Annotated in this window: 28 protein-coding genes; 21 read left to right on the forward strand and 7 right to left on the reverse strand. The window is 53.6% G+C overall.

Features of this window, described 5'->3' with window-relative positions; all coding sequences use genetic code 11:
• The first annotated feature begins 1 nt into the window (after position 1).
• Both dapA and HCR00_RS00665 read left to right on the forward strand, forming a co-directional pair.
• Positions 2-979 carry a 4-hydroxy-tetrahydrodipicolinate synthase gene (gene dapA, locus HCR00_RS00660; protein ID WP_166985129.1) on the forward strand — a complete coding sequence of 326 codons (978 nt, stop codon included), beginning with the start codon at positions 2-4 and terminating at the stop codon, positions 977-979.
• 22 nt (positions 980-1001) lie between these two features.
• Positions 1002-2702 carry a ribonuclease J gene (locus HCR00_RS00665; RefSeq protein ID WP_167142893.1) on the forward strand — a complete coding sequence of 567 codons (1701 nt, stop codon included), beginning with the start codon at positions 1002-1004 and terminating at the stop codon, positions 2700-2702.
• Positions 2703-2786: 84 nt separating this feature from the next.
• On the opposite strand, the gene HCR00_RS00670 is transcribed toward HCR00_RS00665, so the two are convergent.
• Positions 2787-3950 (reverse strand): lipid II:glycine glycyltransferase FemX, encoded by a 1164-nt coding sequence (locus tag HCR00_RS00670; protein WP_167141913.1) that lies wholly within the window; start codon positions 3948-3950, stop codon positions 2787-2789.
• Between the two features lie 55 nt (positions 3951-4005).
• Positions 4006-5691 carry a murein biosynthesis integral membrane protein MurJ gene (murJ, locus tag HCR00_RS00675; protein ID WP_167141915.1) on the reverse strand — a complete coding sequence of 562 codons (1686 nt, stop codon included), beginning with the start codon at positions 5689-5691 and terminating at the stop codon, positions 4006-4008.
• Positions 5692-5798: 107 nt separating this feature from the next.
• Here murJ and HCR00_RS00680 point away from each other — a divergent pair, with 107 nt between their 5' ends.
• The 10 genes from HCR00_RS00680 (at position 5799) to dapF (ending at position 16021) form a co-directional block, all read left to right on the forward strand.
• Positions 5799-8642, forward strand: a complete 2844-nt coding sequence (locus HCR00_RS00680) for a DNA translocase FtsK (protein WP_167141918.1) — start codon at positions 5799-5801, stop codon at positions 8640-8642.
• Between the two features lie 13 nt (positions 8643-8655).
• Positions 8656-9228, forward strand: coding sequence for a CDP-diacylglycerol--glycerol-3-phosphate 3-phosphatidyltransferase (gene pgsA, locus HCR00_RS00685; protein ID WP_166985116.1), 573 nt, complete (start codon positions 8656-8658; stop codon positions 9226-9228).
• 1 nt (position 9229) lies between these two features.
• Positions 9230-9733 (forward strand): CinA family protein, encoded by a 504-nt coding sequence (locus tag HCR00_RS00690; RefSeq protein ID WP_243854478.1) that lies wholly within the window; start codon positions 9230-9232, stop codon positions 9731-9733.
• Between the two features lie 129 nt (positions 9734-9862).
• Positions 9863-10186: a helix-turn-helix domain-containing protein gene (locus HCR00_RS00695; protein ID WP_167141920.1), complete on the forward strand. Its 324-nt coding sequence runs from the start codon at positions 9863-9865 to the stop codon at positions 10184-10186.
• An 8-nt stretch (positions 10187-10194) separates the two neighbouring features.
• Complete coding sequence (locus HCR00_RS00700) at positions 10195-10416, forward strand: DUF3046 domain-containing protein (RefSeq protein WP_166985110.1); 222 nt, start codon at positions 10195-10197, stop codon at positions 10414-10416.
• A gap of 257 nt (positions 10417-10673) precedes the next feature.
• On the forward strand, positions 10674-11726 hold the full coding sequence (gene recA / locus HCR00_RS00705; RefSeq protein ID WP_166985107.1) for a recombinase RecA: 1053 nt from the start codon (positions 10674-10676) through the stop codon (positions 11724-11726).
• Positions 11726-12538 carry a regulatory protein RecX gene (locus HCR00_RS00710; protein ID WP_167141923.1) on the forward strand — a complete coding sequence of 271 codons (813 nt, stop codon included), beginning with the start codon at positions 11726-11728 and terminating at the stop codon, positions 12536-12538. Before recA ends, HCR00_RS00710 begins: the two co-directional genes overlap by 1 nt.
• A 24-nt stretch (positions 12539-12562) precedes the next feature.
• Positions 12563-14110 (forward strand): tRNA (N6-isopentenyl adenosine(37)-C2)-methylthiotransferase MiaB, encoded by a 1548-nt coding sequence (gene miaB, locus HCR00_RS00715; protein ID WP_166985101.1) that lies wholly within the window; start codon positions 12563-12565, stop codon positions 14108-14110.
• Between the two features lie 36 nt (positions 14111-14146).
• Positions 14147-15124: a tRNA (adenosine(37)-N6)-dimethylallyltransferase MiaA gene (miaA, locus tag HCR00_RS00720; protein ID WP_166985098.1), complete on the forward strand. Its 978-nt coding sequence runs from the start codon at positions 14147-14149 to the stop codon at positions 15122-15124.
• 9 nt (positions 15125-15133) lie between these two features.
• A complete protein-coding gene (dapF, locus tag HCR00_RS00725; RefSeq protein ID WP_166985095.1) occupies positions 15134-16021 on the forward strand; it encodes a diaminopimelate epimerase in 888 nt (295 codons plus the stop codon).
• Between the two features lie 35 nt (positions 16022-16056).
• Here dapF and HCR00_RS00730 read toward each other — a convergent pair whose 3' ends face one another.
• Positions 16057-16668, reverse strand: coding sequence for a class I SAM-dependent methyltransferase (locus tag HCR00_RS00730; RefSeq protein ID WP_166985092.1), 612 nt, complete (start codon positions 16666-16668; stop codon positions 16057-16059).
• 63 nt (positions 16669-16731) lie between these two features.
• Here HCR00_RS00730 and hflX point away from each other — a divergent pair, with 63 nt between their 5' ends.
• A complete protein-coding gene (gene hflX, locus HCR00_RS00735) occupies positions 16732-18261 on the forward strand; it encodes a GTPase HflX (RefSeq protein WP_166985089.1) in 1530 nt (509 codons plus the stop codon).
• 63 nt (positions 18262-18324) lie between these two features.
• Here the strand turns inward: hflX and lexA are convergent, their stop codons facing one another.
• The gene (gene lexA / locus HCR00_RS00740) at positions 18325-19035 is read right to left on the reverse strand and encodes a transcriptional repressor LexA (protein WP_166985086.1); all 711 of its coding nucleotides are present in this window, start codon (positions 19033-19035) and stop codon (positions 18325-18327) included.
• A 210-nt stretch (positions 19036-19245) separates the two neighbouring features.
• Between lexA and HCR00_RS00745 the strand changes: the two genes are divergently transcribed.
• Genes HCR00_RS00745 through HCR00_RS00770 form a run of 6 tightly spaced genes read left to right on the forward strand, consistent with a single transcriptional unit; the run spans position 19246 to position 23731 of the window.
• Positions 19246-19644 carry a hypothetical protein gene (locus HCR00_RS00745; protein ID WP_166985083.1) on the forward strand — a complete coding sequence of 133 codons (399 nt, stop codon included), beginning with the start codon at positions 19246-19248 and terminating at the stop codon, positions 19642-19644.
• 12 nt (positions 19645-19656) lie between these two features.
• Positions 19657-20730, forward strand: a complete 1074-nt coding sequence (locus tag HCR00_RS00750; protein WP_166985080.1) for a histidinol-phosphate transaminase — start codon at positions 19657-19659, stop codon at positions 20728-20730.
• Positions 20731-20759: 29 nt separating this feature from the next.
• Entirely contained in the window at positions 20760-21368 is a 609-nt protein-coding gene (gene hisB, locus HCR00_RS00755; RefSeq protein ID WP_166985077.1) for an imidazoleglycerol-phosphate dehydratase HisB, read from the forward strand.
• A 3-nt stretch (positions 21369-21371) separates the two neighbouring features.
• Positions 21372-22028, forward strand: coding sequence for an imidazole glycerol phosphate synthase subunit HisH (gene hisH, locus HCR00_RS00760; RefSeq protein ID WP_166985074.1), 657 nt, complete (start codon positions 21372-21374; stop codon positions 22026-22028).
• 40 nt (positions 22029-22068) lie between these two features.
• Entirely contained in the window at positions 22069-22806 is a 738-nt protein-coding gene (priA, locus tag HCR00_RS00765; RefSeq protein WP_166985071.1) for a bifunctional 1-(5-phosphoribosyl)-5-((5-phosphoribosylamino)methylideneamino)imidazole-4-carboxamide isomerase/phosphoribosylanthranilate isomerase PriA, read from the forward strand.
• 1 nt (position 22807) lies between these two features.
• Positions 22808-23731 carry an SseB family protein gene (locus tag HCR00_RS00770; RefSeq protein WP_166985068.1) on the forward strand — a complete coding sequence of 308 codons (924 nt, stop codon included), beginning with the start codon at positions 22808-22810 and terminating at the stop codon, positions 23729-23731.
• A gap of 11 nt (positions 23732-23742) precedes the next feature.
• Here HCR00_RS00770 and HCR00_RS00775 read toward each other — a convergent pair whose 3' ends face one another.
• Genes HCR00_RS00775 through HCR00_RS00785 form a run of 3 tightly spaced genes read right to left on the reverse strand, consistent with a single transcriptional unit; the run spans position 23743 to position 25164 of the window.
• A complete protein-coding gene (locus tag HCR00_RS00775) occupies positions 23743-24072 on the reverse strand; it encodes a branched-chain amino acid transporter permease (protein ID WP_166985065.1) in 330 nt (109 codons plus the stop codon).
• Positions 24072-24779 carry an AzlC family ABC transporter permease gene (locus HCR00_RS00780; protein WP_167141926.1) on the reverse strand — a complete coding sequence of 236 codons (708 nt, stop codon included), beginning with the start codon at positions 24777-24779 and terminating at the stop codon, positions 24072-24074. The genes HCR00_RS00775 and HCR00_RS00780 overlap by 1 nt, the downstream gene beginning before the upstream one ends.
• Before the next feature lie 10 nt (positions 24780-24789).
• The gene (locus HCR00_RS00785) at positions 24790-25164 is read right to left on the reverse strand and encodes a DUF1844 domain-containing protein (RefSeq protein WP_424945193.1); all 375 of its coding nucleotides are present in this window, start codon (positions 25162-25164) and stop codon (positions 24790-24792) included.
• A gap of 237 nt (positions 25165-25401) precedes the next feature.
• On the opposite strand from HCR00_RS00785, the gene infC reads away from it, so the two are divergent.
• Both infC and rpmI read left to right on the forward strand, forming a co-directional pair.
• The gene (infC, locus tag HCR00_RS00790; protein ID WP_166986483.1) at positions 25402-26007 is read left to right on the forward strand and encodes a translation initiation factor IF-3; all 606 of its coding nucleotides are present in this window, start codon (positions 25402-25404) and stop codon (positions 26005-26007) included.
• A 63-nt stretch (positions 26008-26070) separates the two neighbouring features.
• Positions 26071-26265 carry a 50S ribosomal protein L35 gene (gene rpmI / locus HCR00_RS00795; protein WP_166985056.1) on the forward strand — a complete coding sequence of 65 codons (195 nt, stop codon included), beginning with the start codon at positions 26071-26073 and terminating at the stop codon, positions 26263-26265.
• Positions 26266-26301 lie beyond the last annotated feature (36 nt).

Here is a 26301-nt window from a genome sequence, read left to right on the forward strand (position 1 = left end):
GGTGATTAAACAAGAAAACCCCTTTGGGCAGGTATTGGTTGCGCTTGTCACTCCGATGGATAAGGACGGCGAGGTTGACTGGGACGCGACGGAAGCGCATATCGACCGTTGCATTTCTGATGGCGCTGACGGCATCGTCGTGACCGGCACCACAGGCGAGACTTCAACTCTGACCGACCCTGAAAAAATTAAGCTCGTTGAGGTAGCAAAGTCTGTTTCAGCGGGTAGAGCAAAAATAATTACCGGCGGTGGCTCAAACGAGACCGCCCATGCGATCGAGCTCTATCAAGCCAGCGAGAAAGCGGGTGCTGACGGGGTTATGGTTGTGACCCCGTACTACAACAAGCCGACACAGGCCGGACTTTTAACGCACTTCAGAATGGTGGCAGACGCAACTGATTTGCCGGTTCTGCTCTATGACATTCCCGGTCGCACCGGCGTTCCAATTAAATACGAAACTATTTTGCGGTTGGCAAAACACCCAAACATTCTTGGTGTGAAAGACGCTAAGGGCGACTTCAGCGAGGTTAGCCGTGTGCTGAATCAAACTGACCTCCTATACTTCTCAGGAGATGACGCAAACGTTTTGCCGCATCTTGCTATTGGTGCAACCGGTTTGGTTGGTGTGACAGCGAACATTGCCGCCGGGCCGTACCGCACTATTGTTGATGCGGTTAATAGGGGAGATTTGCACGCCGCACGCGAGATGCATAAACAGCTGGAGCCGCTTGTGCGCGCAGTTATGACCCATGTGCCCGGCACTATTTCAGCTAAATACATTTTGCATGGTCTGGGGCGCATCGGTAGCCCGCGCGTGCGTTTGCCGCTGGTCGGCCCAGAAGAGTGGGAGGCAGCGACAATTGAAGATGACTTGGCGCTTGTGAAAAACCTGCCGGGGGTAGATTTCTCAAACTTCCGACCAGATCGCAACGCCGCTGCCGGGGGCGCTCTACCAAAAATCGCCGGCACCACCCGTTAGTTTATTTGCCGTTAAGGGAGCAATTTTGATCGAAATACAGTCACCGCCCAAACTCAAAAAGGGCGCGCTGCGCACCTATCCACTGGGTGGCCTGGGTGAGGTTGGGCGCAACATGACTGTTTATGAATTCGATGGCAAATTGCTTATCGTAGACTGTGGTGTGCTCTTCCCAGAGGTTGAGCAGCCGGGAATCGATCTAATTCTGCCCGACATCACGCTACTCGATAATCGACTCCAAGACATCGTTGGGGTGGTGCTCACTCACGGGCATGAGGATCACATCGGCGGCATCCCTTACCTGCTCAAGCGCCGCGCCGATATTCCACTCTACGGCTCGCAGCTGACGCTGGCTTTGGTTGCAGCAAAGTGTAAAGAACACCGTCTGCAACCAAAGTTAAACGTCGTTGCCGAGGGCGATAGGGTTGCAGCTGGCGGCGGTTTCGACCTCGAATTCGTGGCGGTAAATCATTCGATTCCTGACGCGCTCGCTGTCGCTATTCGCACCCCAGCTGGGCTGGTGCTTGCAACCGGCGACTTTAAGATGGATCAGCTGCCGCTCGATGGGCGGATTACCGACCTCAGGGCGTTTGCGAGGCTCGGGGAAGAGGGCGTAGACCTCTTTCAAACCGACAGCACAAATGCTGATATTCCCGGGTTCACGCCGCTCGAAAAAGAAATTGGGCCGGTGCTCGAGAGTGTGATTGCGGGCACTCCTGGAAAAGTTGTTGTGGCGAGTTTCTCAAGTCACGTGCACCGCGTGCAGCAGGTTTTGGAGGCGGCCGCGCACAACCAACGCAAGGTTGTTTTGCTTGGCCGCTCAATGCTTAGAAACATGAAGATCGCTGAGGAACTTGGGTACCTAGACGTGCCGCCGGGCGTTTTAGTGACTCTCAAAGATGCCGAGGAAATTCCAGATGAGCATCTTGTATACATGTCTACCGGTTCGCAGGGGGAGCCGATGGCGGTGCTCAGCCGGATCGTAAAGGGCAATCACCAGGTTAGTGTCTCACACGGTGACACTGTGATCCTGGCCTCCAGTTTGATACCTGGAAACGAAAACGCAGTGTTCCGAGTGATCGATGGTCTCATGCGACTCGGCGCAAAGGTCGTGCACAAAGGAAACGCCCGTGTGCATGTTTCTGGCCACGCTGCGGCGGGGGAGCTGCTTTACTGCTACAACATTGTGCAACCAAAAAACGTGATGCCCATACACGGTGAATATCGCCATCTTGTTGCAAACGCAGCACTCGCGATTGAAACCGGCGTGCCAACCACGCGCACTCTGATCTGTCAGAACGGAACCGTTGTTGACCTGCAAGACGGCAGGGCTAAAATTACGGGTCAGCTGGAGGTTGGATCCCTCTACGTAGACGGTCAGACGGTTGGTAAGGTAACCGACGATGATCTGCACGAGCGGCGGGTGCTAGGGACCGAAGGATTCGTCTCGATTATCACCGTCGTGTCTAAAAAGACAGGGCAGATAGTCTCAGGCCCGGATATTCACACCAAGGGAATGGCGGAAGACGACAGCGAATTTGACGTTATCAAACCAAAGATAGTTAACGGCATACAGGATGCATTCCAAGCGGCAAAGCGCGATGGTGCAGCCGCGCCAGACAGGCAGAAACTGCAGCAGATTGTGCGCCGCATCGTTGGCCGGTGGGTGGGAACCAAACTGCGCCGCCGGGCGATGATCGTGCCGGTCGTTGTGGAGGTTGACTAAGAAAACCTCTGCGCTCTTAACTGAGTGAGGGTTTAATAAAATACCGGGGCAGAAGATTTCTGCCCCGGTATTGTTTTACAGCCCTTAAATCATTTGTGAATCTTTGTATTTTCGCGCATGCAAGCGAGAAGCAATGCCAGCGCCGACCCTGCTCCATAGTTTGTATTTAGTCTCGTTGAAGATTAGTTCAACGCGACCAACAAGCGTGCTGCGCCGTTTACTAAAAGACAGCTTAAAACGCCCAAGCGAGTAGTTAATGTGATCGGTGTCACTCTGTGCGGTGACCGGGGCCACACCGAACATATTGTAAGAAGTTGCGCCCAGCTTCTGCATTTCGAGCATGATTCGCCAGTGCAGATAGTTTGCAGAGCCAGCAGACTGCAGAGCGCGATCCGATCCGCCATCTTTGTAGGTTGCGTTTTTGCCTGTTAACACAACGAATGCGAGCACAGAAATTTCACCGTTATCAACGGCAGCGTAGAAGCGCCCACGACCCTGGTCAGCAAAACCTTTCCAATAGCTTTCAAGATAGGCGCGCGGCCGAATAACAAGATCGGTGCGGCCACCACCCACCTTGTGCATGAGCTTCCACATCTTATCGAACGTCTCTTGCGTGGCCGGCAACTCCCTAAACTCGACCCCTTCACGCTCCCCACGACGCACCATATTGCGACACTTCTTATCGAATGACGCGAGGAGCTCATCCGCTGTCTGATCGAGGTCAATCACAGCGGTGATAGCGTCCATGCGGCCACGCTTCAGATCTGTCACGGGCACCGATAGTCGGCTTTTAATAGTGTCAAGAGCCTCTTTTTCAGGAATTAAAGATGCAAAACTCGGTGGGAGAGTGTGGCGCCCTGCGACAGTATCTGGATCATCGGCCGGAATGACGGGCAGAGTTGGCTCAGCGCTCACCGCAAAAACAGTCGGCTCATGTGTTTTAACGTATTCTTCAAGCGCCTTTAACCCCGCACCAACCTCTGCTGCATCTTGCAGAGCCGGCGCGGTTGGAAGATACCAAAACTTACCCAGAAGGGGAATCCGGCGTTCAAGCACAAGACCAGCAAACGCGGGTTTGCCGTCCGTTTCCCAGATAAGAAAGCGAGGGTGCCAACCGTACTGTGATTTCACTCTTGCAAAAACTCTGGAGTTGCTGAATTCGCCGCCGAGAGGATTCTGCTCGCTTAACTCATCCCAGTTTTCTTGCTCGGCACGCGAGGCTGCACGCACTGTGTAGACGGATGTCATGAATATTCCTTAAGTCGCTGTTCTGTCACCCAAAGCCTAATTTGTTGTAACTGGTTTACGGACGTGACTGTCGGTGTGTGAGTTTTTTACGCAGCGCAAGCGTAGCGGAATGCCCGCTGATGATGAGGAACAAGACGTAAAGCGCAAGCGTCAGTATGCCAACTACGACACAGATCAAAATTGAGCCGACGAAATTTAGCTCTGATCCGATAACGTTGGGGAGCGCTAACGGCGTTATCAGACGATCTAACTGCAGGGTGATTCCAAGCACGGAGACGGAATCGGGGATCACATAACGCGCCATCAGAAGCAGCGCTAATAATATTGCTGCAGCAGTTGCAAACAGTGCACGCAAACTGTCTTTTAGAGTCTCAGCGTCGAGCACAGCGCCGATATGCCGCTTTAGCGTTAAGTGAGTTAGCGCATAGAAGAGAATATAGCCGAGCGATACTGCAAGACAGGCGAGCCAGGCTGCGTCAGCAGTTTCAAAAGCGAAGGTAAAGCTGACAAGAATAATAATTACGCTTGTGTGCAAAACATTTAATAAGAAGGGGGTTTTTGTGTTGCTCCGCGCGAAGAAGCCGCGATTTAACACGAACACCAGACTGTACGGCAGCTGACTGATTGACAGAGCGAGTAAAACTATCGCAACCGATCCGACCACAGCAGAGTCAGCTGTTGGCTGCAGCACCCGCGAAATAGGGAATGAGAGCAGCGCAAAAATTGCGATGATAGGGGCGGTTATAAGCACTGTTAACGAGAACGCTCGGCGCAGTTGCATCCGATAACCGTGTTCATCACCGTTCTGCACCTTTTCACTCATCGAAGTGAAGGAAGCCATAACTAGTGAGACAACAATTGTGGCGTGCGGCAGGCTGAGAATCAGTGTGGCAAGCTCTACCGCCGCAAGACCAGCCTCTCCAGACTGCGCACGGTTCATCGCAATGCCCTGATAGATACCGGTAATCTGAGTGGCAACCATTGAAGCCAGCGTCCATGATGCAACACGGCCAATCTCACCGAGACCAAAGCCACGCCATTTAAAGTCGAGCTGCATTTTTATACCAGCCCGTTTAAACGCAAACAGCAGCACAATCGCCTGGGCTGCAACACCGAGGCTTGCCGCGCCCGCAATCAAAAACTGCGGCGCAAAATCAGTGCTGCCAAACACCCGTTCACCGTTTGGATCGGCGCCAAAGAAATAGATGAAAAGCAGCAGTGCGCTAATGTGAATCACATTGTTTAAAACAGGAGCCCAAGTGTACGGCCCAAAAACGCTCTTTGCGTTAAGCACCTCACCGGCAACCGTATAGAGCACAAAAAAGAGCACCTGTGGAGCCAGCCACAGTGCAAAGGCGAGCGCGAGACCGCGATGCTCGGCAGACCAGTCCGGTGTTAAAAGACGCACAATGAGCGGTGAGATGAGGGCGGTTAAGAGAGTAAGCGCTGATCCGACAACAAGTGAGAGCGTAATTAGCTTCTGAATATAGGCCTGACCGCGATCCTTTGCGAGCGCCGCCTTCGTTATCTGCGGCACCAGCACAGCGGTTAGGGCGCCGGTTATCACCAGTGAATAAACCAGACCGGGAATGCGTGTTGCAGCAGAGTAGGAGTTCGCGACAAAACCGAGCGAACCGATCGCGTAGACGAGCAGCATCTGCCGCATAAGCCCTAAGACTCGTGACGTAAGAGTGCCAGCTGCGATGAGAGCGCTAGAGCGACCGAAACCTTGTTTTGCCATCAATACCAAGAATAGCCGCAAGCTCTTGCTCTTCGAGAGCCAAAGAAAAAGGGGCGCGCCGCCTAGGCACAGATAAAGTTATTTACCGCTCGTTTAGATTAGTAGCTATGAGTTCGTCTAGTTCTAAGCGCGGGAATACGCGGAAAACCGGGGGTGCTAGGAGCACCTCCACCGCTCGCACCCGAAAGCTTCCGGAAACCGCAGCTAAGGAGGTTGCAAAACCTGAAAAAAACGCTTTGGTTACCGTCTGGACGGCTTCCGCCCACGGTGCCGGGGCGCTGGCGCGTGCCTTTCGCCTAGAAAAGATGGATCCGGCAGATAGGCGAGACGGATTTCCGTTTGCTTTGCTGCTGTTGGGTGTTGTTGGAATTGCGCTTGAGTGGTTTTTAGCGGGCAATCAAACCGCTCAAGTGATCAGCGATTGGACCCTTGGCGGCATGTTTGGGCAGCTTGTATTTGGCTTGCCGCTCTTAATGATCGCCTTTGCGCTGTGGCTTTTTAACAACCCGTCAACAGTGCACGATAATCGCCGCATCGCTGTTGGCCTGACGCTACTCGTGTTAAGCGCCTCTGGTATTGCCCACGCGCTCGCCACAGTGCGGCCGCAACCGGCTGAGGGCCTGCCCGCACTCGCTGCTGCTGGCGGCTTGTTGGGTTGGTTGTTGGGTGAGCCGTTGGCGTTGGTGCACAAATGGTTTGCTGTGCCGGTGCTAGCGCTGCTTGTGGTGCTCAGTCTCCTGATCATCACCAAGACTCCGCCAACGCGAATTGGTCGGCGTCTTATTGAAGTCTGGGACTGGCTGTTGGGTGAGCCGCGCGAAGCTGAGGCACAAAAAGACCAGTCTGGTGGGGGCAGCCCAGACACCGCGGTGATGCCACCGCACTTCGCTGAGCAGCAGGAACTTGAAGGGCAGACACTTGCTGCAGCGCAAGAGGCAAAACCGAAGCGGCGGCGCAAGAAAAACGAAACAGTTCTTTTTGACGTTGAGAGTTTTGAACCGCAGGAGCCGCGCATTCCAACCGACAAACTGCCGTGGTGGCGCAGGCCAAACTCTGAGGGTGCGGGACTCACCGAAAACTTTGTGGATCCGCACGAGCTGCTGGACGGCGGAAACCCTGAATCTGGTGTGCACGGTGAGGTTGCTTTTGAAAGCGCGTTAGAGGGTGATCCCACTGTGTCACAGCGGCACACCGCTGATGTGATTGCTGAGCTTGAGGCAGCGGAACAGATGCTGCGCGATACCGGTAATATGGGGCATCGGTCGAGCGGCCTGTACGCCGATGAAGAAAGTGATAACGCAGAGTCGGCAACTGTGGAAACACCGGCGGGGCCGCAGGATCGTCCGTTTTCGTTAAATCCGCCAGAAGCCGCAAGCGATCAGCAGCGATACGTGCTGCCGAGTGTGCAAACGCTAAACCGCGGCGAAGCGCCAAAGACAGACTCAGCCGCCAACAGTGAGATTATTGCTGCAATTGATCGAGTATTTGCGTCATTTAAGGTCGATGCGAAGGTCGTGGGCTTTTCTCGCGGTCCGACGGTTACCCAGTATGAGGTAGAGGTCGGCGCTGGGACAAAGGTTGAACGCGTAACTGCGCTCGCAAAGAACATCTCATATGAGGTTGCCTCGAATGAGGTTAGTATTCTGTCGCCGATCCCGGGCAAAAAAGCTATCGGCATTGAAATTCCCAATCGCGACCGTGAAAATGTGGTGCTCGGCGACGTGCTGCGCTCTCCGAAGGCCGCTTCGTCAACCCACCCGCTCACTATCGGTGTTGGTAAAGACGTTGAGGGCGGTTTTGTTGTCGCCAATCTCGCAAAAATGCCGCACCTCTTAGTTGCCGGTTCAACCGGGTCTGGTAAATCAAGCTTTATCAATTCGATGATTACAAGCCTGCTTGTGCGCTCGACCCCCGAAGAAGTGCGCATGGTGCTCGTTGATCCAAAGCGCGTGGAACTTAGCAACTATCAAGGGGTGCCGCACCTAATAACCCCAATCATCACCAACCCGAAGAAAGCTGCAGAAGCTCTGCAGTGGGTTGTGAAAGAGATGGATATGCGTTACGACGATCTTGAAAGCTTTGGCTTCAAGCACGTCGACGACTTCAACAAAGCTGTGCGCGATGGCTCGATTCGGCTGCCAGAGGGAAGTAAGCGGGTTTTGAAACCGTACCCTTACTTACTGACTGTGGTAGATGAGCTTGCGGATCTGATGCTGGTTGCGCCCCGCGACGTTGAAGAATCCATCGTCAGAATCACACAGCTAGCGCGCGCCGCTGGGATCCATCTTGTGCTTGCAACGCAGCGACCATCCGTCGATGTGGTAACCGGCCTAATTAAGGCAAACGTGCCGAGCAGGCTCGCCTTCGCTGTTGCTTCTGCAACCGATTCGCGAGTTATTCTGGACCAAACAGGTGCAGAAAAACTAATCGGTCAGGGTGATGGTTTGTTCTTACCGATGGGCGCAGGGCATCCGGTGCGTGTGCAGGGTGCCTGGGTGACTGAAAGCGAAATTCGCAGTGTTGTGGAGCACGTGAAGTCGCAAGCACGCCCTGAGTACCGCAAAGATGTTGAACAGGTTGTTGCGAAGAAAGAGATCGACGCCGACATCGGTGACGACCTTGAGGTGCTACTGGCAGCTATTGAGCTGGTTGTTAACAGCCAGCTTGGTTCCACTTCAATGCTGCAGCGTAAACTACGCGTTGGTTTCGCTAAAGCGGGTCGCATCATGGACCTAATGGAATCGCGTGAAATTGTTGGCCCCTCGCAGGGCTCGAAACCGCGTGATGTGCTCGTAACTCCCGACCAATTGGAAGAAATTTTGGCGCGAGTTAGCGGTCAGGAACCGCCTACACGAGCAGATCATTCTGAAAACACAGATTTTGCAGAGACAAATTCAGATGCAGAATCGGAAGACGCTTGGCAGCTAACCGGGCGTGACGATAGATTCTGAGGTGGTGAGAGCGGTGACTACCAAACAGCCAAACCTTAACCTTCCGAACACAATAACCGTGCTCCGTATTTTTGCGACACCTATTGTGCTGTGGCTGCTGCTGACTGACAGGGGTGAACTCGGGCCGGAACGCTGGTGGGGTGCAATACTGTTCATAATTTTTATGGCGAGCGACGCATTCGACGGCTACTGGGCGCGTTCGCGTGGATTGGTCACCGACCTGGGCAAGCTTCTAGATCCGATCGCCGATAAGGTGCTGACCGGTGGTGCCTTGGTTGTGCTCTCAATCTTGGGGGAATTACCCTGGTGGGTGACAATTGTTGTGTTAATCCGTGAGATCGGGATCACGATTCACCGTTTACTAGCCGCGCATACAGTAGTTCTTGCAGCGGCATGGTTGGGTAAGGTTAAGACTGTGCTGCAGTCGATAGCGATCCCTCTTGCAATTGTGCCGCACTGGATCTGGACGGGTGAGCCCGGGATTTGGGTAAACACACTAATTATGAGTGCCGCAGTTGTTATGACTATTGTCAGCGGTATTGACTACATAGTGAAACTACCCGCTGCAAAGAAGAAGGCAGAGTAACTTGGCCCTGTCTTCTGAGCTGACATCTCTTGCTGCGGAAGTGGTTAAGAGGCTAGCGGAAAAGGGTGAACGCGTTGCGGTGGCTGAATCGTTGACGGGCGGACTGTTAGCGGCAACATTGGTTTCTGTGCCGGGCGCCTCAAAGGTGTTTGTTGGCGGGGCGGTGACATACGCCACGGAAGTAAAACACGCTCTGCTCGGAGTGTCATCGGATGTGTTAGGCACATACGGCCCGGTGTGTGCTGACGTGGCAGAACAAATGGCCAGCGCTGTGCGTGAAAAGCTTGGGGTGACAGCTGACTACGGTGTTTCCACAACGGGGGTAGCAGGCCCCGATCCAGATGCCTTTTCTGGAATCGAGGCGGGCGTTTTCTACATCGCTTGCGCGACTGGTCGGGGTGTTTTAGCAGAGCGTCATAAAGTTGCAGGGGATCGTGAAACGGTGCGAAAATCGGCAGTGACGGCCGCTCTACATTTGCTTCTTAACCAGATTGCGGCGGCGTAACTGTTTTCAGCGGTTTGTGAACTTGAGTGGATTATTATCAAATTCATAAGCTTGTGGGAATAATTATCGTCCCCCGTTGTTGTAGGTTTTAAGTCCTGAATTAAACGAAGTTTAAGAGAAGAGGTCAAGATGGTATTGCTGCGAGAGCAACTTGGCGATGTTTTGCGTGATTTCCGCACCCAGCAGAACCAGACTCTTCGAGCTGTGTCTGGCGAGGCGCGTGTTGCTCCCGGGTATCTGAGCGAAATTGAACGCGGTCAAAAAGAGGTTTCCAGTGAAATACTGCTTGCTGTTTCGACCGCGCTGCAGGTTCCGCTGTCGGTGATCTTCAATGAGGTGAGCGAGCGGGTGGCGATGCGTGAGCAGTTGAATTCCGGAGTGTCTCCGATAATTCCAGATACTGTGCCTGCCGATTTGCTCAAAAAGTATCATGGCTCTGAATTAATCGGTTAGCGGCGCAATTGAAAGCTAGTGAGTTTCGGCGCGCTGTAGAGGAAGAGTTTGGTGTTAGCTACAGCTCTGTGCTGATACGCGATCATTGGCTTGTTGCGCTTGGTGGAACTGCGCAGGAAGCTCTCGAAGCCGGAGTTCCGGCAAAAACTGTGTGGCTCGCGCTCTGTGATGATTTTGCAATTCCTGAAGATCGTCGGCACGGGCGTGGGCTGATTGATCCGCAGAAATAACAGTTTCAGACGTAACCTAAACTTTCTCGGCGCGCCAAAATCGAATAAATGTTCGATATTGGGTATGTTTGTAACAGCACAGCTGCTGAGATAGTTCTCCACAGATCTAATAAGGCCACTATAAAGTCATATACCTCTGGGGTAGCTTCAAAGTAACTGGCTACTTGCCTTGTCTGCGCTAATTAATTTTGGCGTCGAGACAGTCTGTAGGCGGCAACCCAGGTGCGCTACTGCCACCGCGACTTGATGGAGGAAAAATGGCCGATAAAACTAAAATAAATTCACTCGAAACTGCGCTTGCTCAGATTGACAAGCAGTTTGGCAAAGGCGCAATTATGCGCATGGGTCAGATTGAGCGTGAAGCGGTGGAGGTGATCCCAACCGGGTCGGTAACGCTTGATGTCGCGCTCGGCATTGGTGGTTTGCCGCGTGGGCGCATTATTGAGATTTTTGGGCCTGAATCCTCTGGTAAAACAACCCTGACTTTGCACGCTATCGCCAATGTGCAGGCTGCTGGTGGAATTGCAGCATTTATTGACGCAGAGCACGCCTTAGACCCCGTTTACGCACAGAAACTCGGGGTGAATATTGATGAGCTGCTTGTGTCGCAGCCCGACAACGGCGAGCAGGCGCTAGAAATCGCAGATATGCTGATTCGCTCTGGCTCTGTCGACTTGATTGTTATCGACTCTGTTGCCGCACTGGTGCCCGCTGCTGAAATCAAGGGTGAGATGGGTGACTCACACGTTGGTCTCCAAGCCCGGCTTATGTCGCAGGCGCTGCGTAAGATTACTGGTGGCCTGCACAACACAAACACAACAGCTATTTTCATTAACCAGCTGCGTGAGAAGGTTGGTGTGATGTTTGGCAGTCCGGAAACCACCGCGGGCGGAAAGGCGTTGAAATTCTATGCCTCAGTGCGGCTTGACATTCGCCGTGTGCAAACCATTAAAGAAGGCAGTGATGCCGTCGGCAACCGCACTAAGGTTAAGGTCGTTAAGAACAAGATGGCGCCGCCGTTTAAGATCGCAGAGTTTGACATCCTCTATGGTGAGGGCATCTCTCGGGAAGGATCACTTATCGACCTGGGTGTCGAGAACAATATCATCAAAAAGAGCGGTGCTTGGTTTACCTATGATGGTGATCAGCTCGGGCAGGGCATGGAAAAAGCTCGCCGCTTTTTGAAGGAGAACCCAGAGGTTGCTGCCGAGATTGAGCAGAAAATTTTGATTAAGCTCGGAGTGATTGAAGATCCGGCTGCGCAGAATCAAGAGGCAGCTGAAGGATCCGCAGAGGTCAAATCAGCGTAATGCCGGTTAGGTTCGAAGATGATGATGCTATGGCGGATAACTCCGCCATAGCATCTGGAATTGAAACTGCAAACGCTTGGACAGCGCGGCGTGCCAGGTCGCAGCAGGGTGCAAAAGTCACCGATATTAGTGCATGGCGGGCGCGTGCTGAAAACGAGCAAACCGCCGAAAAAACTCAAGACAATAAACCCCGCAGCTCAAAAGACACAGTCATCGCCTCGCTTCAAAAACAACTAAAAACGCTAGACAAGCCTTCGCAGCCGCTTCCACCTGCGGAGCGTGTGCGAAATGAGCAGATCATAGATGAGCAGAATCTTATCTCGGTAGATTTTGGTGATCGGGCTACTCGTGAGGCCGCAAAAGATGCTGCAATTAAGTTGTTAGCCAGAAAACAACTGTCTGTTAAAGAGCTCGAAAATGAGTTGCAAAAACAGGAGTTCAACCACACACTGTGCGCTGAGGTAGCCGCTGAATGCGAAGCTGAAATGCTGATCGATGAGCTGGCACTCGCCAGAGCGATCGTAGAGAACAATCGCGGCCGCAAAGGTAAAAGTGCGCAGCAGATTAAACAGAAATTAGTGCAGAGACGACTCAGCGAGAGTGCGATAGCAGCAGCACTTGCAGAAATCGACGAAGCAGAAGAAAAGCAGCTAATTTGCGACACAGCGTTCGACAGAGCGCAGCGCTTAAATGATCTAGACTTTGCGACAGCAGAACGCAGACTTCTAGCTTTTCTAGCAAGACGCGGCTGGAGCGGTTATGAGACACGCGAAATAGCCCGTGAGGCATTGCGTGCCGCGGGCATTGATTAATGGGGTTTATTAGGATAGGTAGTTATGACCATCGACCTCAACAAGCCATTAAAGATTGATCTGTCACCGGCAGCATTGCGTGCAGATGGTAGCCCACGCACATATGAGGTGACCACATACGGTTGTCAAATGAATGTGCACGATTCAGAGCGGCTCTCAGGAGCGCTGGAGGCAGCCGGATACATTAAGAATCCCGCTGGTGAACAGGCTGATGTGGTGGTCATCAACACCTGTGCGGTGCGTGAAAATGCTGATAATCGTCTTTATGGCAACCTCGGAATTCTTGCGAGTAAGAAACGACAGCATGAGGGTATGCAGATTGCGGTCGGTGGCTGTCTAGCGCAGAAAGATCAGGGCACAATCTTAAAGAAAGCACCCTGGGTTGATGTTGTGTTTGGAACGCATAACATGGGTTCACTGCCTGTGTTGCTTGAGCGTGCATGGCACAATAAAGAAGCTGAAATCGAGATTCTTGAATCACTTGAAACTTTTCCCTCGACACTCCCCACCAAGCGTGATTCGGCTTCAAGCGGCTGGGTGTCTATTTCAGTAGGTTGTAACAACACCTGCACCTTTTGTATTGTGCCGAGCCTGCGCGGCAAAGAAAATGATCGCCGCCCGGGCGATATTTTGAAAGAAGTGCAGGCACTGGTTGATGACGGCGCGATCGAAGTAACTCTGCTCGGGCAGAACGTCAACAGCTACGGAGTTTCTTTCGGAGACCGGCAGGCTTTTAGCAAGTTGCTGCGCACCATGGGCACGATTGAGGGCTTAGAGCGCGTCCGGTTTACCAGCCCGCACCCGGCGGCATTCACCGATGATGTTATTGACGCTATGGCAGAAACCCCCAACATAATGCCGCAGCTGCATATGCCTTTGCAGTCTGGATCAGACCGCGTGTTGCGGGCGATGCGCCGCTCATACCGCAGCAAGAAATTCTTAGGCATCTTAGAAAAAGTGCGCACCAAAATTCCGCACGCCGCAATCACAACCGACATCATCGTCGGGTTTCCCGGTGAGACAGAAGAAGATTTTCAGGAGACCATGCGTGTTGTTGAGCAGGCACGGTTCCAAAGTGCCTTCACTTTCCAATACTCCATCAGGCCCGGCACACCAGCAGCAACAATGGAGAATCAAATACCAAAAGAGGTTGTGCAGGAACGGTATGAGAGGCTGGTTGCCCTGCAAGACCGGATCGCTTTTGAAGAAAACCAAAAACTTGTTGGAACTCCTGTTGAGGTTCTCGTAACTGCCAGCGAAGGCAGAAAATCTGCAGAGACCAACCGTCTCGCTGGTCGCGCAAGAGACAATAGACTCGTGCACTTCGTTGTGCCAGAGGGAGCCGACGCACCCAGGCCTGGTGATATTGTGAACACAACCGTCACCTCGGCGGCGCCATTCTTCCTAATAGCGGATGATTACGAGAACTACAGGCTGCGTCGCACCCGCTCAGGTGACGCATGGGATCGCAGCCAAGCTGAGACCTGTGGGGCACCAACACCGGGGGCTGCCGGCGGGCGTGGTGGTGCGGTGAATCTCGGTATGCCAACAATTGGTGTGCGCAGAGCCTAAGCTGCTGCACGGGAACACGGTAGATTTTAGGGCCTAATGTCGCATCTTAAAGGTCTAACCGCGATAGCGCCGCCGGTTGTCGCAGTTTTCGGCGCAACCGCAACCGGAAAAAGCGCGCTGGCCGTTAACCTTGCCTGCAAGCTACGTGCGCTGGGCTCTCCTGCCGAGGTTATAGGTGCCGACGCAATGCAGCTCTATCGGGGGATGGATATCGGCACTGCAAAACTTACAGCGGAAGAGATGCGGGGTGTACCACACCATCAAATTGACGTTCTCGATCCGCGTGAGGAAGCGAGCGTTTTCGCCTATAAGAATCAAGTAGCAGAATTGATTAGCAAGCAGCGTGCAAGCGGTATCGTGCCGATAGTAGCCGGCGGCTCCGGGCTCTACGTAAATGCTGCGCTTTATGACTTAGAGTTTGCGCCGCACAGCAGCAGTGTCAGAGAAGAATTAGAAACCTACTACGCTGAAAAAGGCTTACAAGAACTGCAGCGGCTGATAGAGCGCGAAGATCCAGAGGCTGCAAAGGGCGTTGACCTGCGCAATCCACGCCGTATTATCCGTGCCTTAGAGATAAAAAGAATCACCGGCAAAAGCGCCATAACATCCCTCCCAGAAGCGCCGAAACTCAAGCATCCGACACTTTTGGTGCACACCGTAGAGGATCGTGCAACACTGGTTAACCGGATAGATACCCGGGTTGAGGCGATGTGGGCGGACGGCATAATCGATGAGGTAAAACGCCTTGAAAAGTTGGGCATCAGAGAGGGTAAAACCGCAAGCCAGGCGATCGGCTATGCGCAGGCGCTGCAGCAGCTTGACGGTGAAATTATCGAGGCTGCTGCAATCGCTGAAACCCAGCTTCTGACACGACGCTACGCACGCCGCCAGGTGAGCTGGTTTAAACGCTTAGCTCTGCAAAAAGAGGTGAGCAGCGCAGACTCGAGAAGCGAACTGGCGCAAACCGCCCTGCTCGCAGACATTCTTAAAATTTGGCGTGAGTCTGCAAGCTAGGATTTAAACATGTCCATCACTCTCCAGTTTGCGAAAGCTCACGGCACCGGTAACGACTTTGTGCTTTACACCGATGCCGACGGGGCAAATCAGCTCTCCCCAGAACAGATCGCGTTCCTATGCGACCGCCGGTTTGGTGTCGGCGGTGATGGGCTCATTCGTGCTGTGCGCACACGCAATCTTCCTGAAGCAAAAGAACTAGCGGCAGCTCACCCAGAAGCCGAGTGGTTTATGGACTACTACAACGCTGATGGTTCTACAGCGCAAATGTGCGGCAACGGTGTGCGCGCTTATGTGCACTATCTTCTGACCGAGGGCCTGATAGATCCGGAACGTCGGGAAACTATAGCTATTGGAACTCGCGCAGGGGTAAAGGATGTTCTCGTCGGTCGCGGTGGCTACAGCGTCGACCTTGGTCGTTGGCGGTTGGATGGCAGTGCAGAAGTGACCACGCAGTGTGAGACGGTCGCCCGCCCTACGCTCGGCATTAATCTTGGCAATCCGCATGCGGTTGCTGCGGTTCCCGACAAAAATGTTTTAAACAGTCTCGACCTCACTAAAGCACCTGCGCTTAATCCAGCTCCGGCAGAGGGAGCAAACGTTGAATTTGTTGCCCCAGACGAGCAACTTATTAAAGATGGGGTTGGCCAGATCTCTATGAGAGTTTTTGAGCGTGGTGTCGGCGAAACTCTTTCTTGTGGCACCGGCGCCGTTGCAGCGGCGCTCGCCTTTCGACAGTGGGGTGGCAGCGAAATGCCGAATAATTGGCGTGTCGGTGTGCCTGGCGGCGTGCTGGCCGTGCGCATGTTCCCGACTGAAGAGGGAGAACACGTCTCGCTGAGCGGGCCTGCAGAGATTGTTTACAGAGGAGAAATCACACTCCCAGCAGCAGTCTAAGAGGATCAACTGCTGCTGTTCTTACTGTTTTTATGTCAGGCTGTGCGTGTTACAGCGATAACATGGAAGCCTTTGTCGCGAGCAAACCGTGACACAGTGTGGGTGCTAGCAAATTCAGTTGCAAGCCACTTTTCAAACGACAGCGCCCCAAGATTCTTAGCGACAACCAGGTAGGCGATTCCGCCAACGACAAGACGCGGTAGATAAGTGCGCATCAAACTGTGTAGCACCTCTTTGCCAACCCGAATCGGTGGGTTAGAACGAATTTCATCAAACATTACGTCTTGCGGAAGCTGATCCGCCCGGAGAGCACGGACATGATCGAGAGCGAGTTTTTCAGCATTGCGCGCTGTGAGCTCTAGCGCCCGCTCGTTGACATCGAGCGCAAACACATCAAGCTCTGGGGAGTTGAGCGCCGCATCCAGCGAGATTGCGCCCCACCCGCAGCCGATATCCAACAAGTTTCCGGCACCCGGTGGCGCGGGCACAGACCGCAGCAGCACCGCTGTGCCGCGATCCAAACCATCGTGGCTGAAGACGCCGCGCGCAGAGAGCACTTCATGCTCGCGGCCGCCAAGCGCAACCGAGATGGGGTAGGGCGTAAACTCGCCTCCCGGCGTTGCAGAAAAATAATGCTCGCTCACCATATGAGTATCGCACTAATCGATCCGGTATTCCTAGTCAGGTGTATAGCGTAAGATTTAGGGAAGATGGACACTGAAAAATTCAACGCTGAAGATGATTTCTCGCAATCTGATGATGTGATCAAGCGGATCCTTTCGCGCTCTCAAAACAGCGCGCATGTGATTCGCGATGGTCGCGCCCAAGCATTAGGTGACGAAAGTTTTGATGCGCTCACAGATGCAGATATTGACATCGCGCTTGAGCGTGAAGAGCGTGCCGGTATGCGGCGCGTTTCGGGTCTATCAACTCAGCTGGACGATATTACCGAGGTGGAGTATCGCGATCTGCAGCTTGAGAACGTGGTTTTGGTTGGGGTTTATTCACAGGGGAGTCTTGCTGATGCAGAAAACTCTCTTCGCGAGCTTGCAGCACTTGCCGAAACTGCTGGCGCCAAGGTGCTTGAGGGGCTTTTGCAGCGCCGGCCGCATCCGGATCCTGCGACATACCTCGGGAAGGGAAAGGCGCAGGAGCTGAGAGAGCTTGTTGCCGAGCTGCGTGCCGATACTGTGATTGCCGACTCTGAGTTGGCTCCGAGTCAGCGTCGTGCGCTTGAAGATGTTGTGAAAGTGAAGGTTATCGACCGCACAGCTGTGATCCTTGATATTTTTTCGCAGCACGCGAAGAGCCGTGAGGGCAAAGCGCAGGTGGAGCTTGCGCAGCTTGAATATCTGTTGCCGCGATTGCGTGGCTGGGGTGAGTCGATGTCGCGGCAGGCTGGCGGTCAGGTTGGTGCTGGCGGTGCGGGTATGGGTTCTCGCGGTCCGGGCGAAACTAAAATTGAGCTTGATCGCCGCCGTATTAATACCCGCATGGCGAAGTTGCGGCGTGAAATTGCGCAGATGGCACCCGCGCGCCAGACTAAGCGTGCCACGCGCAGACGGGGTGATGTTCCCACAGTGGCTATTGCGGGATACACGAACGCTGGTAAGTCGAGTCTGTTGAACCGTCTCACCGGCGCCGGTGCGCTGGTGCAAAACCAGTTGTTTGCAACTCTTGATACGACTGTGCGCCAGGCTACCGCTGCAGACGGCCGCAATTTCACCTACGTCGACACGGTTGGATTCGTGCGCTCTCTGCCGCATCAGTTGGTCGAGGCTTTTCGGTCGACCTTTGAAGAGGTCTCTGAGGCGGATGTGATTTTGCACGTGGTTGATGCTTCACACCCCGATCCCGCATCTCAATTAAAGGTTGTGCGTGAGGTGATCGGTGAGGTTGATGCGGCTGATATTCCAGAGATTGTGGCTTTTAATAAGGCTGATCTGATAGATGATAATCAACGCTTAGTGCTGTTGGGCTTAGCTCCCCGAGCAATTTTTGTTTCTGCAAAAACCGGTGCTGGTGTAGATGAGTTGCGTGCTGCTGTGGATGCAACCCTGCCCAGACCAGCGCACGAGGTTGTTGCGGTAATTCCATACGAGCACGGCGAAGTGGTCTCAGAACTCCACGAACGTAACCGGGTGATTTCGCTTGATTATGTTGAAAATGGAACTCGTGTGCGCGCACAGGTATCTGATGAAATGTATGCGAGGCTGCAGCCCTACCTAATCGATGGTTAAAAGGCTTGCGGATCAGCTAGCGCAAAAAATTTAACAGGGGATTGCTGCTGCTCTTGCCTGTCGTTACACCGCGCGGAACACAGCAATCACCTTGCCGAGAATTTGGGCGGTATCTCCCAGAATCGGCTCGTAGGCAGAGTTTTGTGGCAGCAGCCAAAGGTGGCCGTCACGGCGTCGGAAAGTTTTGACCGTAGCCTCGCCATCAAGCATTGCCGCGACTATTTCACCATTTTGGGCATCAGCCTGCTCGCGGATCACTACATAATCACCATTGCAGATTGCCGCGTCGATCATTGAATCGCCAACGACTCGCAGCATGAAGATGTTGCCCTCACCAACAAGAGACTTTGGCAGCGGCATGGTGTCTTCGACCTGTTCTTCGGCGGTGATCGGCACACCCGCAGCGATTTGCCCAAGCAGTGGCACCATAGTGAACGATTCACGCAGTAAAGCGACTGAAGTCTGTTCATTGTGCGCGGGGTCAACGGTGGGGCGCTGCTGTGGTTTGGTGGTGAGATTGCTTGTAGTGTCAGCGGTAGCTTCTGTGTCAATGATTTCGAGGGCGCGGCTGCGGCCCTGCGCACGACGAATGTAGCCACCGACTTCAAGCACTTTGATCTGATGTGAGACGCTCGCTAGCGAGTTTAGATCGCAATGAATGCCGATCTCACGCAGTGAGGGAGCGTAACCGTGCGCGCCAACATATTCAGTTATGTAGTCGAGCACCGCTTGGGTGCGTTTTTTGAGCGGCTTATTCTCGTCAGACTGGCGCATTCTCGGTGCTCCTGAATTTAAGGGCGTTATAAAGTCATACACCCTCATGATTAGCTGGTTGTTAATTAACACCGTAGGCGCAAACACTTGATTTTACAAGTCAAAACGCCTCGTTATAGAAACTTTATTCCAAAAATTTGTTCTAATAAAGTTTTCGGAATAAACTGAACATATGTTCCGAACAAATGTTCGGCAATTGGAGGGTTAAAAATGAGCAACACAATTTACAACACCACTGTTCAAGACTCTCAGTCCACGCACTTGAGACTCACGCGCAGAGGTAAGGCTGTGTTTTCTGCATTCGGCCTTGGTGCACTGCTAGCCGGCGGTTTATTTATTTCTGCTATCAACTCAACGGCCGCTGAGGCGACCGCCGAAGTGTCGGGGGCTGAGTTCGGTTATGTTGTTCCAATGCCGGGGGAGTCACTGTGGCAGATTGCTGCTGAGATTGCACCAAAAGCAGACCCGCGTGACACTGTTGCCGACATTGTCGCTTTGAACCAACTACCATCGTCTGCAGTGCAGGCGTATGAGCCGGTTGCAGTGCCGCTTGAGTTTAATGATGCTGAGCGTGTTTTTAGTGCCGCTGAGGTTGGGATTCTCGACTGATAGCATCTTAATATGACAGATCTGCAAGACTTGCCGCTGCGTGATAGCCTCCGCGGGCAGACTCCTTACGGTGCTCCACAGCTTGATGTTCCGATTGCGCTCAACGTAAACGAGAACACGCACGGGGTGCATCCGGAGGTGCAGAAGCAGATTCTTGCTGCGCTGTCTGACGAGCTTAGCGGCCTCAATCGTTATCCCGACCGTGAGTTTAGGCCGCTGCGCGAAGCACTTGCAGACTATTTAGGTGATGGTCTGAGCGCAGATAATATTTGGGCAGCTAACGGTTCTAACGAAGTGCTGCAGCATATTCTGCAGGCCTTTGCTGGTCCCGGCCGCTCAGTTCTGAGTTTCGGGCCGACCTATTCTATGTATCCGCTGCTCGCAGCAGGCACCGACTCTGAATATATTGAAATCCCTCGCGAAGAAGGTTTTCTGCTCAGCCCAGAGTTTGTGGCTGCCAAGATTGCTCAGCACAAGCCGGACGTGGTTCTGCTGTGCGGCCCAAATAACCCAACCGGCACAACGCTGTCGCGCGAAGCGATTATTGCAGCATATGATGCCTTTGATGGAGTGCTCGTAATTGACGAGGCATACCATGAGTTTGAGACAGATCTCCCAAGCGCAACCACTCTGCTTAACGGCCGCCCACGGTTGGCGGTGTCGCGCACGACGAGCAAAGCTTTTGCCTTTGCTGGTGTGCGGCTCGGGTATTTAGCGGCCGATCCTGCTTTTATCGATGCTTTGCGATTGGTGCGCCTGCCGTATCACCTCTCTGCATTGACGCAGGCGGCAGCGCTAACAGCGGTGCGCAACGCACCTCTCATGCTTGAAGCAGTGGCAGAGATCCGTGCGCAGCGTGCGTTAGTCGTTGCCGAGCTGCAGAGTTTGGGGTTGCGACCGTGGCAGTCGGGCGCAAACTTTTTGCTCATTGACGGCTTCGATAACCCGTCCGCTGTCTTTGACGCGCTCCTCGACCGAGGCATTCTGGTGCGTAAAGTTGCAATACCCGGGCACTTACGTCTCACAATAGGCACCGCAGCTGAGAATAAAGCGGTGCTGGCAGCGCTTCGCGATATTCTTAAATGAGACACATCAGGTGATATAGAAAGAACGTCATGGTTGCAACTGCACGGCAGATCACTAAGTCCCGTAAGACCAGTGAGTCGCAGATTTCCTTAGACCTAAATCTCGACGGCTCAGGTCTGGCTGACATCGATACCGGAGTGCCTTTTTTTGATCACATGCTTGATGCCTTTGCTAGGCACTCGTTAATCGACCTGCGTGTTCGTGCGTCGGGAGACACACACATTGACGTGCATCACACAGTTGAAGACACCGGAATTCTCTTAGGCCAGGCAATTCTCGAAGCGCTCGGTGATAAGACCGGTATCTCCCGCTACGGTGACGCTCTAGTGCCACTTGATGAGGCACTCGCGCAGGCGGTTGTTGATATTTCTGGTCGCCCATACCTCGTGCATACAGGCGAGCCAGAGGGCTTTGAATACCACCTTATTGGAGGACACTTCACCGGCTCGATGGTGCGGCATTTCTTTGAAGCACTCACTTTCAATGCGCGTCTAACCGTGCATCTGCGGCTGCTAAACGGTCGGGATCCGCACCACATTGCTGAGGCCGAGTTCAAAGCATTTGCCAGAGCTTTCCGCACCGCAAAGACGATTGATCCGAATATTAAGGGTGTTCCTTCAACTAAGGGCGTTCTCTAGCGTATGAACAGCCCGGTGGTTGCGGTTCTCGCATACGGATCAGGCAATGTGCACAGCGCAGTAAAAGCGCTGCAGGCAGCTGGCGCAGAGGTTAGGCTGACCGCTGATCCAAAATTTATTGCGACAGCAGATGGTTTGTTTGTTCCCGGTGTTGGGGCGTTTGACGCTGTAATGCAGCAGCTGACCGCGGTAAACGGTGTTGCAGCTATCAACGAACGCCTCGCAGACGGTAAACCCGTTATGGGCATCTGCGTGGGGCAGCAAATACTATTTGAATCAGGCACTGAGCGGCAGGTGCATTCCGCTGGTCTCGGCATCCTGTCCGGCAGCGTTGCAGCATTGCCGGCAAAAACACTGCCGCACATGGGGTGGAACACCGTCGCAGTCGATCCGCGTTCAACGCTGTTTGCAGGCCTTGCAGACGAAGCTTTTTACTTCGTGCACAGCAACGCAGTAAGCAGCTACGAGAACGGTGGGGTAAGAGCTCTGTCTCCCGCTCTCGCGGGTGAAGAGGTGCTGCTAACAACAGCCGAACATGAAGGAGCGAAATTTATCGCCGCTGTTGAGTGCGGGCCATTGAGCGCAACCCAGTTTCACCCTGAAAAATCAGGCTCTGCCGGGCTGAAGCTGCTGTCAAACTGGATAAACTCGCTTAGGTAGCTCATTTAAAAATACGCCACTCACACACGTCAGGAATCTTATGACCGAAAACAACGCCAAGCTTGAACTTCTGCCCGCTGTCGATGTACGCGAGGGGCAGGCCGTCAGACTCGTGCAGGGAGCAGCCGACGCGGTTACCGGCTATGGTAGCCCTGTTGATGCGGCACTGGATTGGGTTAATGCCGGCGCTGAGTGGATTCACCTGGTTGATCTAGACGCAGCTTTTGGCACCGGTAGCAACACCGAAGTGTTGCGTGAAGTGATGGCGGCTACCGGTGATGTAAAGATCGAGCTTTCGGGTGGTATCCGCGACGATGAGAGTCTGCAGCGGGCTCTTAAACTAGGCGCTACCCGTGTGAACCTCGGCACCGCTGCGCTCGAAAATCCCGACTGGACTGCGAAGGTTATTTCAGAATACGGCGAGAAAATAGCCGTCGGGTTAGATGTGCGTGGTGACACCCTTGCCGCTCGTGGCTGGGTAAAAGAGGGCGGAAACCTCTGGGAGGTGCTGGATCGTCTCGAAGCTGCCGGCTGTGCTCGGTATATTGTGACCGATGTTGCAAAAGATGGCACTCTTGCCGGCCCAAATCTTAATCTGCTGCAGCGCGTGTTAGAGCGCACTAACAAGCCCGTTGTTGCTTCGGGCGGGGTTGCTGAGCTTGCAGATATCGAAGCTCTGCGCACACTTGTTCCGCTCGGTCTGGAGGGCGCAATTGTGGGTAAAGCACTCTACGCCGGTAAGTTCACACTCGAAGAGGCTCTTGCAGTAGCTTCATAACATGGCAATCAAAAAACTTCCGTCAACCGGTGATCGGCCGCAACACACGCCGACTCCAACCGGTCTGCCCCAGGGGCAGACCGCGGGGGGAAGTGGTGACTCGGCGGGTTTCCCTTGGGCGGGGCGCAGCTTCGACCACCACGGCACAGCTTTTGCTAACGACGACGGCCAGACCCCTGCAGAGTATGCCGGTGCCAGAGAGCGCTTTATTGCACGAGTTGCTGGCTATACGGACGCTGTCGCCGCTGCTGATCCGACACTCGTAGCGCAGGCTCTCACGCGATTAGCGGAAGCTGAGAGAAAGCTGCTTGCAGAGTTTGCAAAAATTCGGGTTTTGATTCCACTCGTTGCTGAGGGAGGTGACTTTGGTGTCACCGACTCCGGGAAAATTGTCGAAAAAACCCAAGAGCTTTCTATTGTGACGGTAGCCGCGCCCGACGGCCGCACCGCAATGCCTGTTTTCACCTCAACAGAAACTATGCGCGCCTGGGATGGCACGGCAAGACCCATTCCAGTGCCGGTGCCGCAGGCGGTTATCGCAGCCGCTCAAGAGGAGACACCCTTAATCGTTATTGACCCTGCAAGCTCTGCTACGCGAGTGGGGGTTAGAGCTCCACGGTTTGAAGAGATCGCCAGCGGAAAGGTCTTACTTCCTGGCTGGGCTGATAATCAGTTTGCGAAAACGGTGCAAGAATTTGCAACCAGCGCAGATAAGCGGGTCAGATTCGCGACTTTGATGCCATTAGATCCGCGTTTGGATCTCACCAATGTTGAGGCTGAACTCGTGCTTGGGATTGCGCCGGGTCACTCGCGTGAAGCAGTGCAGAGTATCGCTGCAAACATTAGTGCGGCATGGGAGTCAAACACTGTGCTTTCGAAGCGAATTGATAGTGTAAGGCTTAAATTTGTGCCTGCCGGTAACTAGCTGCAGAGCCGTTATAGCAGATTAGTTAAAACAACGAAGGTCACAGTTCCTGCAACAACTGACAGGGTTGTGTTGCGCTTGGTCAGAAGATGAACGATAACTGTGACCGCTAAAGATACCGGCGCAATCCACCACTGTTCGGAAGCTGTAAATGAATCACGAAAAGTGATCGCCGACAGAATTAGCAGGATGCCAACCGGCATCCAGGCGCCGAATAGGCGCACCACAACAGACCGTCGCAGTGGACGAAGAATCATGAAGGGCACAGCGCGTAATAGAAAGGTGATAGCGCCGCTCAATAGCGCAGCGATAATTATATAAATTGAATTTGGCTGGTGCATTAAACCTCGCCTCCCAAAGCCGGCCCTTTGGCAGACCTGTAGTTAAACACTGCGCGCACCGCAAGCAGAGCAGCAAAGATAAGCAGTGATAACAGCAGGTCGAAGTCTCCCGGCATTAACATTCCGGCTGTCACGGCGATACCCGCTAATACTGAGCTCGGCAACTGTCGGCGACTGCTGAACGCGTCGATAAACATCACCGTAAACAGCGCGCAGAGAGCAAACTCAAAACCGTGTAGATCAACTGGCAGAGCTGAGGCAATAACCACACCGAGCAGTGATCCCCCCAACCAATAGAGGTGACTGATTACCTGCATCGTGACGACACGGGTGCCGGTGAGTTCAGCGGTGTCTTTACCCGAGTAAGTGGCGTAAACCTCATCGATCAGGCCAAACACCGAGTAAAAACGAGCCACCGGGTTTTTCACCAGATGGAGAGGGAAGGAGAATGCGTAAAATACATGCCTGAAATTTATTGCAAACACCAGCGCTGCAATTGTTAAAAGTGATGCGTCTGAGGCAAACAGTGAGAGCAGCATAAACTCGACACTGCCAGCATAAACAATAAGGCTGGTGAGCGGCGCAACCCACCACTGCAGGTCGAGCTCAATTGCAAGCATGCCGAGGGCGATCCCGAGTGGGAAAATACCAAGCCCAACCGAGAGAGAGTCTTGAAAACCGAGTTTAAACTGTGCTGTTTCCGTCATCCTACTGAAGTTAGATAACCGAACCGGTCCACTTCTCGCCCGGGCCAGCGCCGGGGGCGTCGGGGAAAGTTGATGCTTCGCGGAATGCAAGCTGCACTGAGCGCAGCCCGTCGCGGAGACCGCGCGCGTGCACGTCACTAATCTCCGGTGCTGCTGCTGTGATGAGGCCTGCAAGTGCGTTGATCAGTTTGCGCGCCTCGTCCAAATCGGTTTCTTCCTCTGGATTGTCTGCCAAACCAACCTTTATCGCAGCGGCGCTTAACAGGTGCACGGCAGCGGTTGTGATAACCTCAACCGCTGGCACCTCAGCAATATCGCGGGTTGCGTTAGCCACATCTGCCGCTGCATGAGTGTTCACATTTTCAGAGTTTGATGCCCCAGTCATGCTCATAATTAAACCCTACAACCTGCTATAGTTGGAAGTGGCTCTCAGAAATTCTGAGATTTGAAGCGGATAATCTCCCACCTGCGCACTCGTTAATAAAGAGGTTGCGGGTAGTTGGCACTCCGTCCCGGCAGCCAGTCGGGATAGCTTGAGGGTGCAGAGTAGTTCCTACTCTATGTTCGTTTCGTGGTGTGCTTAAAGCAAGCGCACAGCCATCACCAAACGAAGGAGCTAGCAATCAGCGAACCACGTACGAATGAGCGAATCCGCGCCCGCGAGGTAAGACTCGTAGGTCCAAGCGGAGAGCAGGTGGGTGTCGTCGATATCAACACCGCACTCAATCTTGCCCAGCAAGCGGATCTCGACCTCGTCGAGGTTGCCCCTAATTCAAAACCGCCGGTAGCCAAGATTATGGACTACGGCAAGTTTAAATACGAGGCAGCGCAGAAAGCGAAAGAGGCTCGTCGCAATCAGGCGAATACAGTGCTTAAAGAAGTGCGTTTCCGCCTGAAGATTGACACTCACGACTACGAAACAAAAATGAAGCGCGCTATTGGATTCCTCTCAGCGGGAGACAAAGTCAAGGCGATGATTCAGTTCCGTGGTCGCGAACAGTCTCGGCCAGAGCTCGGTGTGCAGTTGTTGCAAAAATTTGCTCAGGATATTTCTGAGCACGGCTCCGTAGAGTCAAACCCACGCATCGACGGGCGAAACATGGTGATGGTTATTGCACCGCTAAAGAACAAGTCTGAAGCACGTGCCGCGCAGAATGCGCGCCGTGCAGAAGAGAAGGCTAATCGTCGCGCTGCTCGTGCAGAGAAGAGCGGCCAGTCTGCCTCTTAAGAAAGACTAGCTCTAACTTTTACTGCGCGCCTTTCGTGCAGTACTAACTCACAAGGAGAAATAATGCCTAAGCAGAAGACCCATTCGGGCGCTAAAAAGCGTTTCCGTGTAACCGGCAGCGGCAAGATCATGAAGCAGCAGGCTGGTATGCGTCACAACCTCGAGGTGAAGGCGTCTAAGCGTAAGCGCCGCCTGAACGCTGACCAGGTACTGGCTAAGGGTGACGTCAAGCAGGCTAAGAAGCTGCTAGGCCTTTAAAGGCTGGGGCAGGAAGTATTTCGCCGCTTAAGGTTA

This window comes from Canibacter zhoujuaniae (assembly GCF_011752005.1).
GTDB lineage: Bacteria > Actinomycetota > Actinomycetes > Actinomycetales > Microbacteriaceae > Canibacter > Canibacter zhoujuaniae.

Bases quoted from the DNA above. Each gene is read 5' to 3' on its own strand.
- HCR00_RS00670 (WP_167141913.1), bottom strand. From the start codon at position 3,950: ATGACATCCGTCTACACAGTGCGTGCAGCCTCGCGTGCCGAGCAAGAA.
- murJ (WP_167141915.1), bottom strand. From the start codon at position 5,691: ATGGCAAAACAAGGTTTCGGTCGCTCTAGCGCTCTCATCGCAGCTGGC.
- HCR00_RS00680 (WP_167141918.1), top strand. From the start codon at position 5,799: ATGAGTTCGTCTAGTTCTAAGCGCGGGAATACGCGGAAAACCGGGGGT.
- HCR00_RS00695 (WP_167141920.1), top strand. From the start codon at position 9,863: ATGGTATTGCTGCGAGAGCAACTTGGCGATGTTTTGCGTGATTTCCGC.
- recA (WP_166985107.1), top strand. From the start codon at position 10,674: ATGGCCGATAAAACTAAAATAAATTCACTCGAAACTGCGCTTGCTCAG.
- HCR00_RS00710 (WP_167141923.1), top strand. From the start codon at position 11,726: ATGCCGGTTAGGTTCGAAGATGATGATGCTATGGCGGATAACTCCGCC.
- miaB (WP_166985101.1), top strand. From the start codon at position 12,563: ATGACCATCGACCTCAACAAGCCATTAAAGATTGATCTGTCACCGGCA.
- miaA (WP_166985098.1), top strand. From the start codon at position 14,147: ATGTCGCATCTTAAAGGTCTAACCGCGATAGCGCCGCCGGTTGTCGCA.
- dapF (WP_166985095.1), top strand. From the start codon at position 15,134: ATGTCCATCACTCTCCAGTTTGCGAAAGCTCACGGCACCGGTAACGAC.
- HCR00_RS00730 (WP_166985092.1), bottom strand. From the start codon at position 16,668: ATGGTGAGCGAGCATTATTTTTCTGCAACGCCGGGAGGCGAGTTTACG.
- hflX (WP_166985089.1), top strand. From the start codon at position 16,732: ATGGACACTGAAAAATTCAACGCTGAAGATGATTTCTCGCAATCTGAT.
- lexA (WP_166985086.1), bottom strand. From the start codon at position 19,035: ATGCGCCAGTCTGACGAGAATAAGCCGCTCAAAAAACGCACCCAAGCG.
- HCR00_RS00745 (WP_166985083.1), top strand. From the start codon at position 19,246: ATGAGCAACACAATTTACAACACCACTGTTCAAGACTCTCAGTCCACG.
- HCR00_RS00750 (WP_166985080.1), top strand. From the start codon at position 19,657: ATGACAGATCTGCAAGACTTGCCGCTGCGTGATAGCCTCCGCGGGCAG.
- hisB (WP_166985077.1), top strand. From the start codon at position 20,760: ATGGTTGCAACTGCACGGCAGATCACTAAGTCCCGTAAGACCAGTGAG.
- hisH (WP_166985074.1), top strand. From the start codon at position 21,372: ATGAACAGCCCGGTGGTTGCGGTTCTCGCATACGGATCAGGCAATGTG.
- priA (WP_166985071.1), top strand. From the start codon at position 22,069: ATGACCGAAAACAACGCCAAGCTTGAACTTCTGCCCGCTGTCGATGTA.
- HCR00_RS00770 (WP_166985068.1), top strand. From the start codon at position 22,808: ATGGCAATCAAAAAACTTCCGTCAACCGGTGATCGGCCGCAACACACG.
- HCR00_RS00775 (WP_166985065.1), bottom strand. From the start codon at position 24,072: ATGCACCAGCCAAATTCAATTTATATAATTATCGCTGCGCTATTGAGC.
- HCR00_RS00780 (WP_167141926.1), bottom strand. From the start codon at position 24,779: ATGACGGAAACAGCACAGTTTAAACTCGGTTTTCAAGACTCTCTCTCG.
- HCR00_RS00785 (WP_424945193.1), bottom strand. From the start codon at position 25,164: ATGACTGGGGCATCAAACTCTGAAAATGTGAACACTCATGCAGCGGCA.
- rpmI (WP_166985056.1), top strand. From the start codon at position 26,071: ATGCCTAAGCAGAAGACCCATTCGGGCGCTAAAAAGCGTTTCCGTGTA.